The organism is Mesorhizobium sp. B3-1-7 (genome assembly GCF_006439385.1).
In the GTDB taxonomy this organism is placed as follows: Bacteria; Pseudomonadota; Alphaproteobacteria; order Rhizobiales; family Rhizobiaceae; genus Mesorhizobium.
Map to the genome: position 1 here is coordinate 39511 of NZ_VFTL01000043.1, position 14281 is coordinate 53791.

The 14281-nt window shown below is 65.3% G+C and carries 15 protein-coding genes; 9 read left to right on the forward strand and 6 right to left on the reverse strand.

The genetic code is table 11. The features are described 5' to 3' along the window. Positions 1-12: 12 nt before the first annotated feature. From FJ417_RS28335 to FJ417_RS28345, 3 genes are all read right to left on the reverse strand, one after another. A complete protein-coding gene (locus tag FJ417_RS28335) occupies positions 13-1368 on the reverse strand; it encodes a glutamine synthetase family protein (RefSeq protein ID WP_140785718.1) in 1356 nt (451 codons plus the stop codon). Between the two features lie 229 nt (positions 1369-1597). After that, the gene (locus tag FJ417_RS28340) at positions 1598-2296 is read right to left on the reverse strand and encodes a GntR family transcriptional regulator (protein ID WP_140644663.1); all 699 of its coding nucleotides are present in this window, start codon (positions 2294-2296) and stop codon (positions 1598-1600) included. Between the two features lie 129 nt (positions 2297-2425). Then, positions 2426-3238 carry a LuxR C-terminal-related transcriptional regulator gene (locus FJ417_RS28345; RefSeq protein ID WP_140785719.1) on the reverse strand — a complete coding sequence of 271 codons (813 nt, stop codon included), beginning with the start codon at positions 3236-3238 and terminating at the stop codon, positions 2426-2428. A 118-nt stretch (positions 3239-3356) separates the two neighbouring features. Here FJ417_RS28345 and FJ417_RS28350 point away from each other — a divergent pair, with 118 nt between their 5' ends. From FJ417_RS28350 to FJ417_RS28385, 9 genes are all read left to right on the forward strand, one after another. After that, entirely contained in the window at positions 3357-4493 is a 1137-nt protein-coding gene (locus tag FJ417_RS28350; protein WP_140785720.1) for an ABC transporter ATP-binding protein, read from the forward strand. Next, the gene (locus tag FJ417_RS28355) at positions 4474-5637 is read left to right on the forward strand and encodes a spermidine/putrescine ABC transporter substrate-binding protein (protein WP_140785721.1); all 1164 of its coding nucleotides are present in this window, start codon (positions 4474-4476) and stop codon (positions 5635-5637) included. Before FJ417_RS28350 ends, FJ417_RS28355 begins: the two co-directional genes overlap by 20 nt. Before the next feature lie 47 nt (positions 5638-5684). Continuing rightward, entirely contained in the window at positions 5685-6578 is an 894-nt protein-coding gene (locus tag FJ417_RS28360) for an ABC transporter permease (protein ID WP_181175545.1), read from the forward strand. Continuing rightward, positions 6578-7390, forward strand: coding sequence for an ABC transporter permease (locus FJ417_RS28365; protein WP_140785722.1), 813 nt, complete (start codon positions 6578-6580; stop codon positions 7388-7390). The genes FJ417_RS28360 and FJ417_RS28365 overlap by 1 nt, the downstream gene beginning before the upstream one ends. Positions 7391-7401: 11 nt before the next feature. Next, positions 7402-8163, forward strand: coding sequence for a glucose 1-dehydrogenase (locus FJ417_RS28370; protein WP_140785723.1), 762 nt, complete (start codon positions 7402-7404; stop codon positions 8161-8163). A 159-nt stretch (positions 8164-8322) separates the two neighbouring features. Further along, positions 8323-8472: a hypothetical protein gene (locus FJ417_RS33270; protein ID WP_181183322.1), complete on the forward strand. Its 150-nt coding sequence runs from the start codon at positions 8323-8325 to the stop codon at positions 8470-8472. Positions 8473-8546: 74 nt separating this feature from the next. Continuing rightward, the gene (locus tag FJ417_RS28375; RefSeq protein WP_140785724.1) at positions 8547-9917 is read left to right on the forward strand and encodes a glutamine synthetase family protein; all 1371 of its coding nucleotides are present in this window, start codon (positions 8547-8549) and stop codon (positions 9915-9917) included. Between the two features lie 2 nt (positions 9918-9919). Beyond that, on the forward strand, positions 9920-11218 hold the full coding sequence (locus tag FJ417_RS28380) for an FAD-binding oxidoreductase (RefSeq protein WP_140785725.1): 1299 nt from the start codon (positions 9920-9922) through the stop codon (positions 11216-11218). Positions 11219-11283: 65 nt separating this feature from the next. After that, entirely contained in the window at positions 11284-12072 is a 789-nt protein-coding gene (locus tag FJ417_RS28385; RefSeq protein ID WP_246687572.1) for a DeoR/GlpR family DNA-binding transcription regulator, read from the forward strand. 112 nt (positions 12073-12184) lie between these two features. Here FJ417_RS28385 and FJ417_RS28390 read toward each other — a convergent pair whose 3' ends face one another. Genes FJ417_RS28390 through FJ417_RS28400 form a run of 3 tightly spaced genes read right to left on the reverse strand, consistent with a single transcriptional unit; the run spans position 12185 to position 14276 of the window. Then, positions 12185-12691 (reverse strand): L-2-amino-thiazoline-4-carboxylic acid hydrolase, encoded by a 507-nt coding sequence (locus FJ417_RS28390; protein ID WP_140785726.1) that lies wholly within the window; start codon positions 12689-12691, stop codon positions 12185-12187. Further along, on the reverse strand, positions 12688-13473 hold the full coding sequence (locus tag FJ417_RS28395; RefSeq protein WP_140785727.1) for an ATP-binding cassette domain-containing protein: 786 nt from the start codon (positions 13471-13473) through the stop codon (positions 12688-12690). Before FJ417_RS28395 ends, FJ417_RS28390 begins: the two co-directional genes overlap by 4 nt. Next, entirely contained in the window at positions 13470-14276 is an 807-nt protein-coding gene (locus FJ417_RS28400; protein WP_246687573.1) for an ABC transporter ATP-binding protein, read from the reverse strand. The genes FJ417_RS28395 and FJ417_RS28400 overlap by 4 nt, the downstream gene beginning before the upstream one ends. Positions 14277-14281 lie beyond the last annotated feature (5 nt).

The following is a 14281-nucleotide window of genomic DNA, read 5'->3' on the forward strand; positions in this document are numbered from 1 at the left end:
GACCCGCGCATCTCAAACACTTTCGAGATAGGTTTCGATCTCGAAGTCGCTGACGTTGAGCGCGAAAGTGTTCAGCTCCTGGCGCTTGCAGGCGATGAAGGCGTCGCGCAGCACATCCGGGAAGATCTCGGCAACGCGCGGGCCAGCTTCGAAGGCGGCGATCGCCGAGGCCCAATCGGGCGGCAGCTTGGCGAGTGTCAGCCCCTGGCCCTCGCCGCCGGTCGGCTCGCCGGGCGAGAGCTGGCGCTCGATGCCGATCAACGCCGCGCCGAGGATCGCCGCCAGCACCAGATAGGGATTGGCGTCGGCGCCGGAGACGCGATGCTCGATGCGCCGCGCCGCCGACGGGCCGCCCGGAATGCGTATCGCCACCATGCGGTTTTCATAACCCCAGGCGACGGCGGTCGGCGCATAGGAACGCGGCCGCAGCCGGCGGTAGGAATTGAAATGCGGCGCGAACACCAGCGTGCTTTGAGCCATCGCGGCAAGCAGGCCGCCAACCGCATGGCGCATGGTGTCGGAGCCCTGATCCGAGCCGTCATCGAAGATGTTGCGGCCGTCCTTGTCGAGGACGCTGAAATGGACATGGAAGCCGTTTCCGGCGCGTTCGCCATAGGGCTTGGCCATGAAGCAGGCGGCGAAGCCATGTTTGCGGGCAATGCCCTTGACGGTGCGCTTGAAGAGCACGGCGTCGTCCGCGGCGCGCAGGGCGTCGGGCACGTGGTTGAGATTGATCTCGAACTGGCCGACGCCGTTCTCGGCGATCGCGGTGTCGACCGGAATGTCCTGCATGCGGCAGGCTTCGTAGATATCGTGGATGAAGGCTTCGAAATCGTCGACCTCGTCGATCGAAAGCGCCGCGTCGGAATCGAGACGCCGCCCGGTTACCGGCGAAACCGGTCCGACAGGCCGCTGCGAGGTTGGATCGACAAGGTAGAATTCGAGTTCGGTCGCGGTGACGGGCGTCAGGCCGAGGGCGGCGTAGCGGTCGAGGATGCGTGCCAGCGCGCGGCGCGGATCGCCGAGGTAGGGGGCGCCGCTGTCGTCCGCCAGCCAGACCGGCAACAGCGCCGTCGGGTGCGCGGTCCAGTTGACGGGCAGTATGCCGCGCCCCGTCCAATGGCAAAGCCCGTCGGCGTCGCCGGTCGAGAACACCTGGGCGTTGCCTTCGATGTCCTCGCCCCATATGTCGAGCCCGATGGCCGAGTAGGGCATGCGCAGCTTGCCTTCGAGCGCTTTGCGCGCCTGCTCGACCGGAATGCGCTTGCCGCGCATGATGCCGTTCAGGTCGCACACCGCCGCCCGCAGGCTCTGGATGTCCTTCCTGCCGTCCAGCCACTTCAAAACGTCCGCAATCGCATCGCTCAATTTCCAGCCCCTTTTCTAGGTGCTGTAGCCCTGTCGGCTACGATATCCAATTTTCAGCTTGTGAGTTCGTGAAGGCCAACACGGCTGCTGCCGGGTGGTTTTCCTTCATTTTTTCAAGTCACTAGCTGGGATATCAGGCGGCATTTCGGGTCCAAATTGTGCGATCTGCGATCGCAACATAGCGACCCGATCGACGAAAGCCAAGCCGGATTCGAGACCGGCTTGCCCGTCAGTGGCGCAGTTCCGGAAATTTCACCTGGCCGAGGATGTGGGCCGCGCCCTCGGCGATATCGCGCACGATCGCGGCGCGCGCCCTTTCGCCGTCGCCGGCCTCGATCGCCGCCACGACCTCCTCGTGATAGTCGATGCCGAGAATGCCGGCCAGGTCATCCTCGAAGCCGATGTGCAGGTTTCGCAGGAAGGGGCCGACCTGCATCCATACCGTCTCGATCAGGAAGAGCATCTGCTCGTTGCCGCAATGGCGGTAGATCGAGAATTTGAAGTCATAGTTCTTGCGCAGATAGTTATCGATCCCGCCGCCGCGGGCGGCTTCAGTAAGCTCGGCGCAGTGGCGCCGGATCGCGCGCAGATTGTTGCCGTTGATGAGTTTCGTCGCGAGCTCGGTGGCCGTGCCTTCCAGGATCGTGCGCACGGCGGTCAGTTGCTGGAAGCGGTCGGCCGAAATCAGCGGCACCTCGACGCTGCCGTTCGGCATCGGGCTCAGGGCTCTCAGCGCCTGCAGCCGCATGAAGGCGCTGCGCACCGGCATGTCGCTGGTGCCGAGCTCCTTGGCGAGCTTGCGCGAGGTCAGCTTCTGGCCAGGCTGGAGTTGCCCCGACATCAAGGCGCGCACGAGTTCCAGATAGACTTTCTCATGCAGGGGAACGGTATCGACAGCGGTCAGTCCGAATTGCGATTTGTCGGCCATTGGCGATGCGTTACTTCATCCGTCCTGAGATCTGTTTCGTCAGCTGATCCGCCGCCGGGATCGCTGACCGGCCGTTTCGGCCGCACGATAGACGCTCAACGCGAACCGCCGCAAGGGCGGCCGGCGTTGCTATCCGATCCGCGCGTCGATGATCTCGACGAAGCGCGCGAAGAGACCCGCCTGCGACTTGATCTTGAGCTTGCGGTAGATGTTGCGGCGGTGGACCTTCACCGTCCCCGGCACGATGCGCAGCGTCCTGGCGATCGATTCCGTGGAGTGGCCCTGGAGCACAAGGTCGACGACCTGCTTTTCGCGTGAGGTCAGCGACAGGCTCTTCCAGATATGCGCGCGATCGAGTTCGTTGGCTGTTGCGATGGTTTCGCCGGAGGGCTGGGTCGCGACCTCTTCGGTAGGCAGGGACGGCCAGCGCTGCCTGCAGAAGCCGATCACCGCCGGCGCCATGTCACGCAGCAGCCTGGCATCCGCCGTTCCGAACGGCCCGGTAGCGCGCAGCCGCATCAGCGACACCACCAGCGCGTCCTTGCCGGCCAGCGGCACGAAGAAGCCGACTTCCTCGGCAAGGCGGGTCTGGCTGTAATAGGACCGGTAATATTCGCTGGCATAGAAGCGGTCGGGCGCAAGCTCGCGCATGCGCCAAAAGCCTTCCTTGCGCTCGACGGCGGCGTGATGGAAGGGGTCGAGCAGATAGGGTCCTTCCTGATAGAGCGCGACGAAGATGTGGCTTTCCGTCGGCGAGAAGGTCTCGAACAGGAGCGGCGGCCTCGCGGCGCCGCGATAGCCGAAGATCACGCAGTGGTCGAAACGGACGTGCCCGCGCAGCCAGCCGACGATAGCCTTGCCGAAATGGTCGCCGCCGGTCTCGCGCGACGCGGCGATGACGGTGGCCAAGGCGTTGTAGTCGTCACTGCGGGAAGCGGCCAATTCATACCCCTCCAAACGATAAAATCAGCTAAATATACCACCTGCGAGGTATATACTAGGCGGCATTGCCTCTGCTAGCGTCAGGGCATTGCCTCACGCTGTCGCTGGAGCCCGTGGCTTGACTGCAGTGCCCGATATCGAATTTCGCGCGGTCACCAAGCGCTACGGCGCGGTCACCGCGGTCAGCGGCATCGACCTTGCCATCCCGCCTTCCGCCTTCGTCGCGCTGCTCGGCCCCTCAGGCTGCGGCAAGACGACCTGCCTTCGCATGATCGGCGGCTTCGAGCAGCCGAGCGAAGGCCAGGTGCTGATCCGCGGCCGCGACATGGCCGGCACGCCGCCCTACCGGCGGCCGGTCAACATGGTGTTCCAGCAATATGCGCTGTTCCCGCATCTCGATGTCGAGGAGAACATCTCCTACGGGCTGCGCCAGGCGAGACCCAGGCTGTCGTCGCGCGATATCTCCTGGAGGGCCGGCGAGGCGCTGGCCATGGTGCAGCTCGCCGGCTACGGACGCCGCAAGATCCACGAGCTTTCCGGCGGCCAGCAGCAGCGCGTGGCACTCGCCCGCGCCCTGGTCAACAAGCCGGCGGTGCTGCTCCTCGACGAGCCGTTGGCGGCGCTCGACAAGAAGCTGCGCACCGACATGCAGATCGAGCTGCAGAACCTGCAGCGCGAGATCGGCATCACTTTCGTGCTGGTCACCCACGACCAGGAGGAAGCGCTGTCGATGAGCGACTTCGTCTGCGTCATGAATGGCGGCCGCGTCGTCCAGATCGGACAGCCAAGCGAAATCTATGACGAGCCGGCCGACCTGTTCGTGGCGGATTTCGTCGGCAAGACCAATCTCGTCAGCGGCAAGGTGGCCGGGCTCTCCGGCGATTTCGTCGATGTCACGCTCGCCGACGGCACTGTGATTTCGGCGCGCAAGCGGGTGCCGCTCAGCCGCGGCGAGGCCGTATCCGTCAGCCTGCGGCCGGAATCGCTCAGCCTCTCAGCGCCCGGAGGCGGCAGCCTGAAAGGCATCGTCCGCAACCGCATCTTCCTGGGTTCGACGGCGGAATACGCGATCGAGGTCCAGGGTATCGGATCGCTGCTCGCCAAGGCCGATCACGTGATCGGCCAGGGCAATCTCTTCAAGCCGGGCGAACCCGTCGCCATCGGCTTTGCCGCCGGAACGCCGCTGGCGTTTCCGGGACCCAAGAACAACGGGACCAACCAGAGGGAAGACCAACATGCCAAAATCCTATCGTGACGGACTGCCGATAAGCCCCGATAAATTCGTCGACCAGTTGATGCGCCTGAAGCGCGGCTCGATCAGCCGGCGCGATTTCCTCGGCCTCACCGGCCTCGGCGTCGCGACCGCGGTGATGGCGCGCGAGCTCGGCATCATGCCGACGCCAGCCTTTGCCGCTGAGAACCTCGGCGACCGCATGTCGATCGCCACCTGGCCGAACTACCACGACCCGCAGACCTTCGAGAATTTCAAGGCCGATACGGGCGTCGCCGTCGAGGTCAACGTCTTCGGCTCCAATGAGGAGATGCTGGCCAAGCTGCAGGCCGGCGGCTCGGGCTGGAGCCTGTTCGTGCCGACCAACTACACCATCTCGACCTACAAGAAGCTCGGCATCATCGAAGCCCTCGACATGGCCAAGCTCGGCAATTTCGATGGCAAGTCGGAAGATGCACGCTTCACCGCCGAGGGCACGATCGACGGGACGACCTACGCTGTGCCGAAGAACTGGGGCACGACCGGTTTTGCCGTGAACACCAAGAAGCTCACCAAGCCGATGTCGAGCTGGAAGGAATTCTGGGACACGGCGATGGCCGAAGGCGACGGCCGCACGATGGTGCACGACTATCAGCTGACCACGATCGGCAATGCGCTGAAATATTACGGCTATTCCTTCAATTCGCTGAAGCAGGACGAGCTCGCCAAGGCGGAGGAACTGCTGCTCAAGGTCAAGCCGCATCTGTTCGCGGTGTCGAGCGACTATCAGCCGGGAATGCGCGCCGGCGATGCCTGGATGACGATGTGCTGGACCAATGACGGGGCGCAGCTCCATCGCGACATCCCCGAAATCGCCTATGTGCTCGGCAAGGAAGGCGGCGAGATCTGGACCGATTTCTACGCGATTCCGAAGGATGCGCCGAACAAGCCGGCCGGCTACGCGCTGCTCAACTACCTGATGAACCCGAAGGTCGCGGTGAAGGAGCATCTGGCCAATGGCGCGCCCTCGACCGACGCGCGCGTCAACGCGCTGCTGCCGAAGGAAGTGCTGGACAATCCGATCCTCTATCCGGCCGCCGACCTGTTGAAGCCACTGGAGTTCGGCGCCGCCGCGACGCTCACCGATCCGGGCCGCGCCGAGCTGATGGCGCGCTTCAAGTCGGCTTGAGCGGGAACGGCCACAAACCCGAACCAGACAATGTGACCGGCGGACGAATGTCCGCCGGCTCCCAACCGGCTTTATCGATGCGCGGCAGTCTCTTTCGCAAAAACCTCATGACGGCGCTGCTGCTTGCTCCGGCGGCGCTCTGGCTGGTCGTCTTCCTGGTGCTGCCCTTCGTCGCCATCGCCATCTTCAGCGTCGGCGAGCGAGCGCCCGAAGGCGGCTACCAGGCAGCGCTGACTTTCGCGCAATACGCCAATCTGCCTGCGCGGGCGACCGCGTTCTGGAACACGATGGTGCTGGCCCCCGCCGGAGCGCTCGCTTGCCTGCTCGTCGCCTATCCCGTCGCCTATTATCTGGCGTTGCGGGCACCGGATCGCTGGCGATTGATCCTGCTCGCGCTGATCGTCATCCCGTTCTGGACCAGCCTTCTGATGCGCACCTATGCCTGGATGTACATCCTCGGTGGGCGCGGCATCCCGGCCCTGCTCGCCTATGTCGGCATCGAGGACCTGCGGCTGATCAACACGCCGGGCGCGGTTCTGCTCGGCATCGTCTACGGCTACCTGCCGCTGATGATCCTGCCGATCTATGTCAGCCTGGAGCGGCTCGACCGCCGGCTGCTGGAGGCTTCCGCCGATCTGGGTGCGACGCCGCTGTCGACCTTCCTCGGTGTGACGCTGAGGCTGTCGCTGCCCGGCGTCATGACCGGCTTCTCGCTGGTGATGATCCTGCTGCTCGGTGAGTACCTGATCCCGACGCTGCTCGGCGGCGGCAAGGTGTTCTTCATCGGCAACGCGCTGGTCGATCTCTTCCTGCAATCGCGCAACTGGCCGTTCGGATCGGCTATCGCCATCACGCTGGTGCTGGTCTCGGTCGTGGTGCTGATCGTCGCCAATCGCATCTCGACCCGGCTCTCGGGCGCACGCCGGGTGGACCTGATCTGATGCGCGCCTTCGTCTTTGCCGTCTTTGCCTTCCTCTATCTGCCGATCGCGCTGGTCGTGCTGTTCTCCTTCAATGCCGGGCATCATGCCAGCGAGTTCACCGGCTTCTCGGTGCAATGGTACGGCAAGGCGCTGTCCAATCCCTTCCTGGTCGAAGCGCTGAAGAACAGCCTGTTCATCGCCACGACGAGCGCGCTGCTCGCGGCCTTCTGCGGCACGGCCGCGGCGCTCGGGCTGCAGAGCGTCGGCGCGCGGACGCGGGCGCTGTTCGACGCGCTGCTGGGCGCCGCGATCGTCGTTCCGGGCGTCGTCATCGGCATCTCGACGCTGGTGGCGCTGGTGCAACTCTTCGCCGTCCTCAATCCGTTCCTCGCTTCGCTGTGGCCGACCGACCAGCCGCCGCGGCTCTCGCTCGGCTACGGCTCGATCATCGCCGCGCACGGATTGTTCTCGATGGCGCTGGTGACGATGATCGTCGGCACGCGGCTCAGCAGCCTCGACCGCAATCTGGTCGAGGCCTCGAGCGATCTCTATGCCACGCCGCTGACGACGTTCCGATCGATCGTGCTCCCGCAGATCATGCCGGCGGTGATCGCCGGCTTCCTGCTCGCCTTCACCTTCTCCTTCGACGACTTCATCATCGCCTTCTTCGTCGCCGGCGCGCAGACCACGCTGCCGATCTATGTCTTCGCCTCGATCCGGCGCGGCGTGACGCCGGAGATCAATGCCATCGCGACGATCGTGCTCTGCGCATCCGTCCTGCTCGTGCTGCTTGCGCAATGGCAGCTCGGCCGTCGAAAGCCATCGCCTTGAAAGAGCAATCCATGATCCTGAAAGACCGTATCGCCGTGGTGACGGGCGCGGGGTCGGGCATCGGGCGCGCCGGGGCGACGATCATGGCCAGGGAAGGGGCGCTCGTGGTGATCGCGGACCGCGATCCGGCGGCGGGCGAAGCCACCGCCTCCGGCATCCGCGACGCCGGCGGCCGCGCCGAGGCTGTCGCCACCGATGTCGGCAACGACACGGCCGTCGAAGAGCTCATCCAGGGAACGCTCGGCAAGCACGGCCGGATCGATATCCTGCACAGCCATGCCGGCATCCAGGTCGGCGGCACGCTGACGGAAGTCGGCACCGACGGCATGGACGCCTCATGGCGCATCAATGTGCGGGCGCAATTCCTGGCGGCGAAGACCGTCATGCCGGCGATGATTGCCCAAGGTGGCGGCGTCATCCTCAACACGGCGTCCAATTCCGGTGTCTTCTACGACCGCGAGATGATCGCCTATGCCACATCAAAGCACGCCGTGGTGGCGATGACCAGGCAGATGTCGCTCGACTACGCCAGGCACAATGTGCGCATCAACGCGCTCTGCCCGGGCTGGGTCGACACGCCGTTCAATGAGCCGTTCATCGCCCAGATGGGCGGCCGCGACGCGATCGAAAACTATGTCCGCACCAAGATCCCGATGGGGCGCTGGGCGAACGCGGAGGAGATCGCCGAAGCGATCCTGTTCCTCGTCTCCGACCGCTCGTCTTTCATGACCGGGCAGGCGCTGGTCGTCGATGGCGGCGAGAGCATCGGCTGATCTGGTCCAGCAAAGCGGACTTGCGCCGGCGGCGATGATCGGTCAAACCATAATTCCACCTTTAGTGAGACCCGTCATGCAAGCAAAACATCAATACCGCGAAAGGCATCCGATTTTTGCCTGCGGTATCTCGTTTGCGCGTACGGGGTATCGCTGATCATGCGCTGCTGCCGTCACGAGAACCTGCAGCGCGCGGAGGAGACCAAGGTCGGCTCGCATGTCGTTCGCGACGGCTGGACCGAAGGCGTGCAGGGCGCGCTGGACCCGGCCTTTCGGCCGGTCATCAGGCGGGCGTCCGTTCTCGGATAACGCAGCTCAGATAACGCCCCACCCGGAACGGACATGCCCGCCGAAGCGATCTCTCCTTCGTACGGACATGACCAATGCCTGACAATCTGAACACCTCATTCCCGGGCGCGGACACGCAAGGCTGGCTGAAGACGCACGCGATCAACGAAGTCGAATGCTTCGTGCCCGACGTCAACGGCGTGCTGCGCGGCAAGACCTTGCCGGTCGCGAAATTCCTCAAATCGCTCGAGGACCGCGCGCTCTATCTGCCGAGCAGCGCCTTCCTGGTCGCCATCGACGGCCGCTATTCCGGCTCCATCGACGAGGGCTTTGCCTATTCGGACCCCGACATGCGCATGGTGCCGGACACTTCCACGCTGTGCGTCGCGCCCGGCAGCGCCGGAAAGGCCTATGTCTTTGCCGACACCTTCCATATGGACGACCGGCCGTGGATGGCCTCGCCGCGCCATGTGCTGAGGGCCGTGCTCGACCTTTACCGCCGGCGTGGCTGGCGCGCGGTGATGGCGCCGGAGCTCGAATTCTATCTCACGGCGCCGAACCCCGATCCGGATCGCCCGATCACCGCGCCGACCGGGCGCAACGGTCGGCCGGAAAGCGTGCAGCACCCTTACGACATGCAGGCGATGGAGGAGTTCGAAGCGGTGACGCGACGGATCTACGAACATGCCGCCGTCACAGGTCTGCCGCTCGACACGCTGATCCACGAATCCGGCACCGCGCAGCTCGAGATCAATCTCCTGCATGGCGATCCGCTGGTGCTTGCCGACAAGGTGCTGTTGTTCAAACGCCTGGCGCGCCAGGCGGCGCAGGCGAATGGCATGCACGCCACCTTCATGGCCAAGCCGATCGCCGCGCAGGCCGGCAGCTCGATGCATCTGCACATGTCGATCGTCGATGAAGCGGGCGAGCCCTTGTTTGCCGGCGAAGACGGCGAGGACACCGGGATGTTCGCGCAGTTCATCGGCGGCCTGCAGAAATACATCCCCGAAATCATGCCGCTGTTCGCGCCCAACGTGAACTCCTACCGGCGCATCCGACCGAACCACAGCGCTCCCGCCAACATCGAATGGTCGCACGACAACCGCTCCTGCGGCCTGCGCGTGCCGATGGGCGGGCGCGCCGCGCGCCGCATCGAAAACCGGCTGCCGGGGGCGGACGCCAATCCCTACCTTGCCATGGCCGGCTCGCTGATCGCCGGCTATCTCGGTATCGAGGAGAAGCTGGCGCGCTCGCCGGAAGCCTTCGGCAATGCCTATAAAAGCAAGAGCACACTGCCAAAGACGATGGAGGAAGCGCTCGACCGCTTCGCCGCCTGCGAGCCCGTGCGGGCGTTGCTCGGCGAGGATTTCTTCCAGACCTATCTGCGCGTGAAGAGCGTCGAGCTCGACCTGTTCCAGAGCGTCGTGACGTCCTGGGAACGCGACCATCTGCTGCTCAAGGTGTGACCATGGCTTCGCGTTCGACAGGTTTCAATTCCGGTCTCGATATCGGCAAATCCTATTATGTCGCCACCGCCAATCCGGCGCCGGACCATCCAGCACTTGCCGGCGATGTCGAGGCCGATCTGGTTGTGGTCGGCGGTGGCTGCACCGGCCTTTCGGCGGCGCTGCATGCGGCCGAGCGTGGTCTTAAAGTGGTGCTGCTCGAAGGCGGCAAGATCGGCTGGGGCGCCTCGGGCCGCAATGGCGGCCAGATGATCCCGGGCCTGCGCAAGGGCGCCAGGGGCCTGGTCAAGAGCTTTGGGCCGGAACGGGCAAAGGCGCTGTTCGACCTCGCCTTCGAGGCGCGCGGGCTGGTGCTCGACATCATCGAGCGTCACGGCATCGACTGCGATCTGCGCCAGACCGGCCATCTGGTCGGCGCCGTCAGCGCTTCGGATGTGCGCGACTTCGAGCAAGAGGCCGAATGCCTTGCCAAGGTGATGAAGTTCACCGATGTCGAGATCCTGTCGGCTTCGCAGGCGCGTCAGATGGTGGATACGCCCTATCAGGGCGCGGTCTACGAAAGGCTCGGCGGCCATATGCATCCGCTGAACTACACGCTGGGGCTCGCCCGCGCCGCTTCCGCCGCCGGTGTCGTCATCCATGAGAACTCGGTTGCCGTCCGGCTGGAGCGGGAGCCGTCCATCCGGGTGTTCACCGACAAGGGTTCAGTCCGCGCCAGGCATATGGTGCTGGCCGGCGATGCGTTGCTGAAAGGATTGGAGCCGCGCGTCAACAGCCGCATCATGCCGGTCGGCAATTACATCGTCGCCACCGAGCCCTTGGGCGAGCGCAATGTCATCCCGGCGAATGTCGCCGTCTCGGATACGCTGTTCGTCGTCAACTACTACCGCATGTCGGCCGATGGCCGCCTGCTGTTCGGCGGTGGCGAGCGCTACACGCCGTCGCCGCCGGCCGACATCGCCGGCTTCGTGCGGCCGCATATGGAAAAGACCTTTCCGCAGCTCCAGGGCTGCCGCATCGACCATGCCTGGGGCGGGCTGGTGTCGGTGACGACGTCGCGCCTGCCGCATGTCGGGCATTATGGCGAGGTCTATTTCGCGCATGGCTATTCCGGCAAGGGCGTCATCCTGTCGACGCTGTCGGGCAAGCTTCTGGCGGAAGCGATCACGGGCGATGCCTCGCGGCTCGACCTGTTCTCGACGCTGACGCCGCTGCCGTTCCCGGGCGGCACGGCGTTGCGCGGCCCGCTCTATGTGCTCGGCATGCTGTGGTACGCCATGCGCGATCGGCTCAGACACTGACGCTGGCTTTCCTGTCCCCGGCGTGGCTAATGTCTCCGCGCCGGGGGCCTTGAGAGGGAAGAGCGATGAATATCGAGCCGGGCCGGCTGACGAAGAAGGAGCGCCATGAGCTGATCCTGTCGGAGGTGCGGCGCTCGGCCTCGATCCGCATCTCGAAGCTTGCGCGCCGGATCGGCGTCGCCGGCGAGACCATCCGCCGCGACCTGATCGAGCTCGGCGAGGCGGGGCTCATCAACCGCACCTACGGCGGCGCCACCATTTCGCTGGTGACTTCGGAACCGGTGATCGCCGAACGCGGCCTTACCATGGTCGAGGAGCGGGCTCGCGTCGGACGCGGCGCCGCCGGACTGATCGAGCGAGGCCGCATCGTGATGATCGATGGCGGATCGACCACCTACGAGGTCGCGCGCAGCCTGTCGCAGCTTGGCAGGGACCTGACAATCATCACCAACTCCATCGGCGCCGCCTCGGTGGCCGGCGCCAATCCGACCTTTCGCGTCATCCTTTGCCCAGGCACCTATGACAGCCGCGAGGCCGCCGTGCTCGGCGAGGATACGGTCGAATTCGTGCGGCGCTACAATGCCGACGTCGCCATCATCGGCGCCTCGGCGCTGAATGCCGAAGGCCCGAGCGACATGATTTCGGGCGCCGCGGCGGTGAAGCGCGCGATGATGGGAAGATCGCTGTCGACGATGCTGGTCGTCACCAACGACAAGTTCGGCCGCAGCGGCCTCGAACGCGTCTGCGCGCTGAGCGAGATTTCCGACGTCGTCACCGACAGCGAGCCGACGGCGGCACTGCGCGCCGCGATCGACGAGGCAGGCGGCGAGCTGCACGTCTTTGCCGAGAGCTAAAGCGCGTCGCGATCTTTCAGATCCGCTCCGTGCGCTTTAGGGCTTTGATTTTACGCATGTCTTTGTCCCGAAACCGGTTCCCACTTTCGGGAGACATGCTTTAATTTCGTGGCTAAGCGTCTCGATTGGTCAGCGCGATGTGGCAGCAGCCGGAGCCGTGGCCCGGTGTCCAGGTGACATTGGCGAAGCGCACGCCGGTCGCCTCGAACAGGCCGCGGTCGAAGGCGCCGGCGATGCGGCAGAGCGTGGCGAGTTTCTCCTCGCCGACGCCGGCCTCGACCCAGGCATCCTTCAGCGGGCAGCGCTTCACCTTGAAGGCAATGTGGTCCTGCCCTCGCTCGACATCGGTGGGATACATGCGCCCGCCATCCGGGCTGACGGCGAGAAACGCTTCGCCGATCGCCGGCGCGTCATTGGGGCCGAAGCCGGCGAAGGCCGCCGCCGCGACCTCCCGGCCGCGCTTCTCGATGCTGCGGATCATCACCGCCTCGGCCTTCTCGGCGCCGAGCTCGGCGGTCAACTCTTCGAGGAAGAGGCGGTAGAGGTCGGCGCGGTTGCGGAAGGCGGAGTCGAGCTCGCCCGACAACTTTTCGGCTCTGGCGGATTCGGGATCGGTCATGGTGAGTCCTGATTGGTTCTTACAAGCTTCGGCGTCGCCGCCACCAGCGCCTTGCCGATCGCCGATTGCGGGTTGGCGATGACGGCGCGGGCATCGCCGCTCTCGGCGACCCTGCCGGCATCGAGGATGATGACGCGGTGCGCCACGGCACGGATGACGCCGAGGTCATGGGAAATGAACAGATAGGCGATCCGTTCCTGCCGTTGCAGGTCGAGCAGCAATTCCAGGATCTGCCCGCGCACCGATACGTCGAGCGCCGACACCGCCTCATCGAGGACGATCAGCGACGGCCGCGTGGCGATGGCGCGGGCGATCGCCACGCGCTGGCGCTGGCCGCCGGAAATCTCGTGGATGGCGCGGCTGGCGAGGCTGGCGTCGAGGCCGACACGTTCCAGCAGCGCCGCGATCCGGCGCGGGCGCTCCGCGCGCGAGGCGATGTTGTGAACGCGCAGGGGATCGTCCAGCACGCGCGCCACCGTGGCGCGCGGATTGAAGGCGGCGAGCGGATCCTGGAACACCATTTGCAGGCGGGCGCGGCGCGCGCGCAGCGCGGCGCCCGACAGAGCGAGGAAGTCCACGCCTTCGAACTTGATGCGGCCGGCATCGGGCTCGATCAGACGCAGCACCAGCCTGGCGATCGTCGATTTGCCGCTGCCGGAGGGACCTGCCAGCGCCAGGGTTTCGGCCGCCTCGATCTCGAAGGACACGTCGTCGATCGCCGCGAAAGGCCTGCCGCCACGATGGTAGCGCTTGGCGAGACTGGAGACGGCAAGCACGGTCATGCCGAGGCGCCTTGCCGGCCGAGCAAGGGCTTGGCGTCGAGGCCGAGATGGGCATCGAGCAGGGACCGCGTATAGGCATGGCGCGGCGCATTGATGATCTGGTCCGTCTCGCCGAGCTCGATCAGTTCGCCGTGGCGCAGTACCGCGATACGATCGGCAAGCGAGGCGGCGAGCGCGATGTCGTGGCTGATGAAAAGCAGCGTCATGCCGTCCTCGGTCACCAGCCTGCGGATCAGGGCGGCAATCTCGGCCTGGACGATGGTGTCGAGCGCGCTGGTCGCTTCGTCGGCGATCAACAGTCTGGGGCCGGCGGCAATTGCCGCGGCGATGGCCACGCGCTGCTTCTGGCCGCCGGAGAGCTGGTGAGGGTAGGCGTGGAGGGTGGCGCCAGGGTCGGGCAGGCGGACGCGTTCGAGGAGGGTTTTGGCCCTTGCGAGGGCCTGCGACCAGTTCAGGTTAAGGTGGGTGTGGGCGACTTCGGCGATTTGTCTGCCGACCGTCATAACCGGGTCGAGGCTGGAGGAAGGGTCCTGGAAGACAAAACCGATGTCGCGGCCGAGGCGGCGTGCCTGGTTTTCGCCAATCGTGGATAGGTCGCGTTCTGTCGCGCCCCCCTCTGTCCTGCCGGACATCTCCCCCACAAGGGGGGAGATTGAACTGTCGCGTCTGCTTTCGCCAATGGCCGGCGTTGCAAAAGGAGAGCCGGCGACGGAACTGCTGATCTCCCCCCTTGTGGGGGAGATGTCCGGCAGGACAGAGGGGGGCGCGAAGGAACGGGACGATCGAGGTTTCTGCCACTCAATCGAAC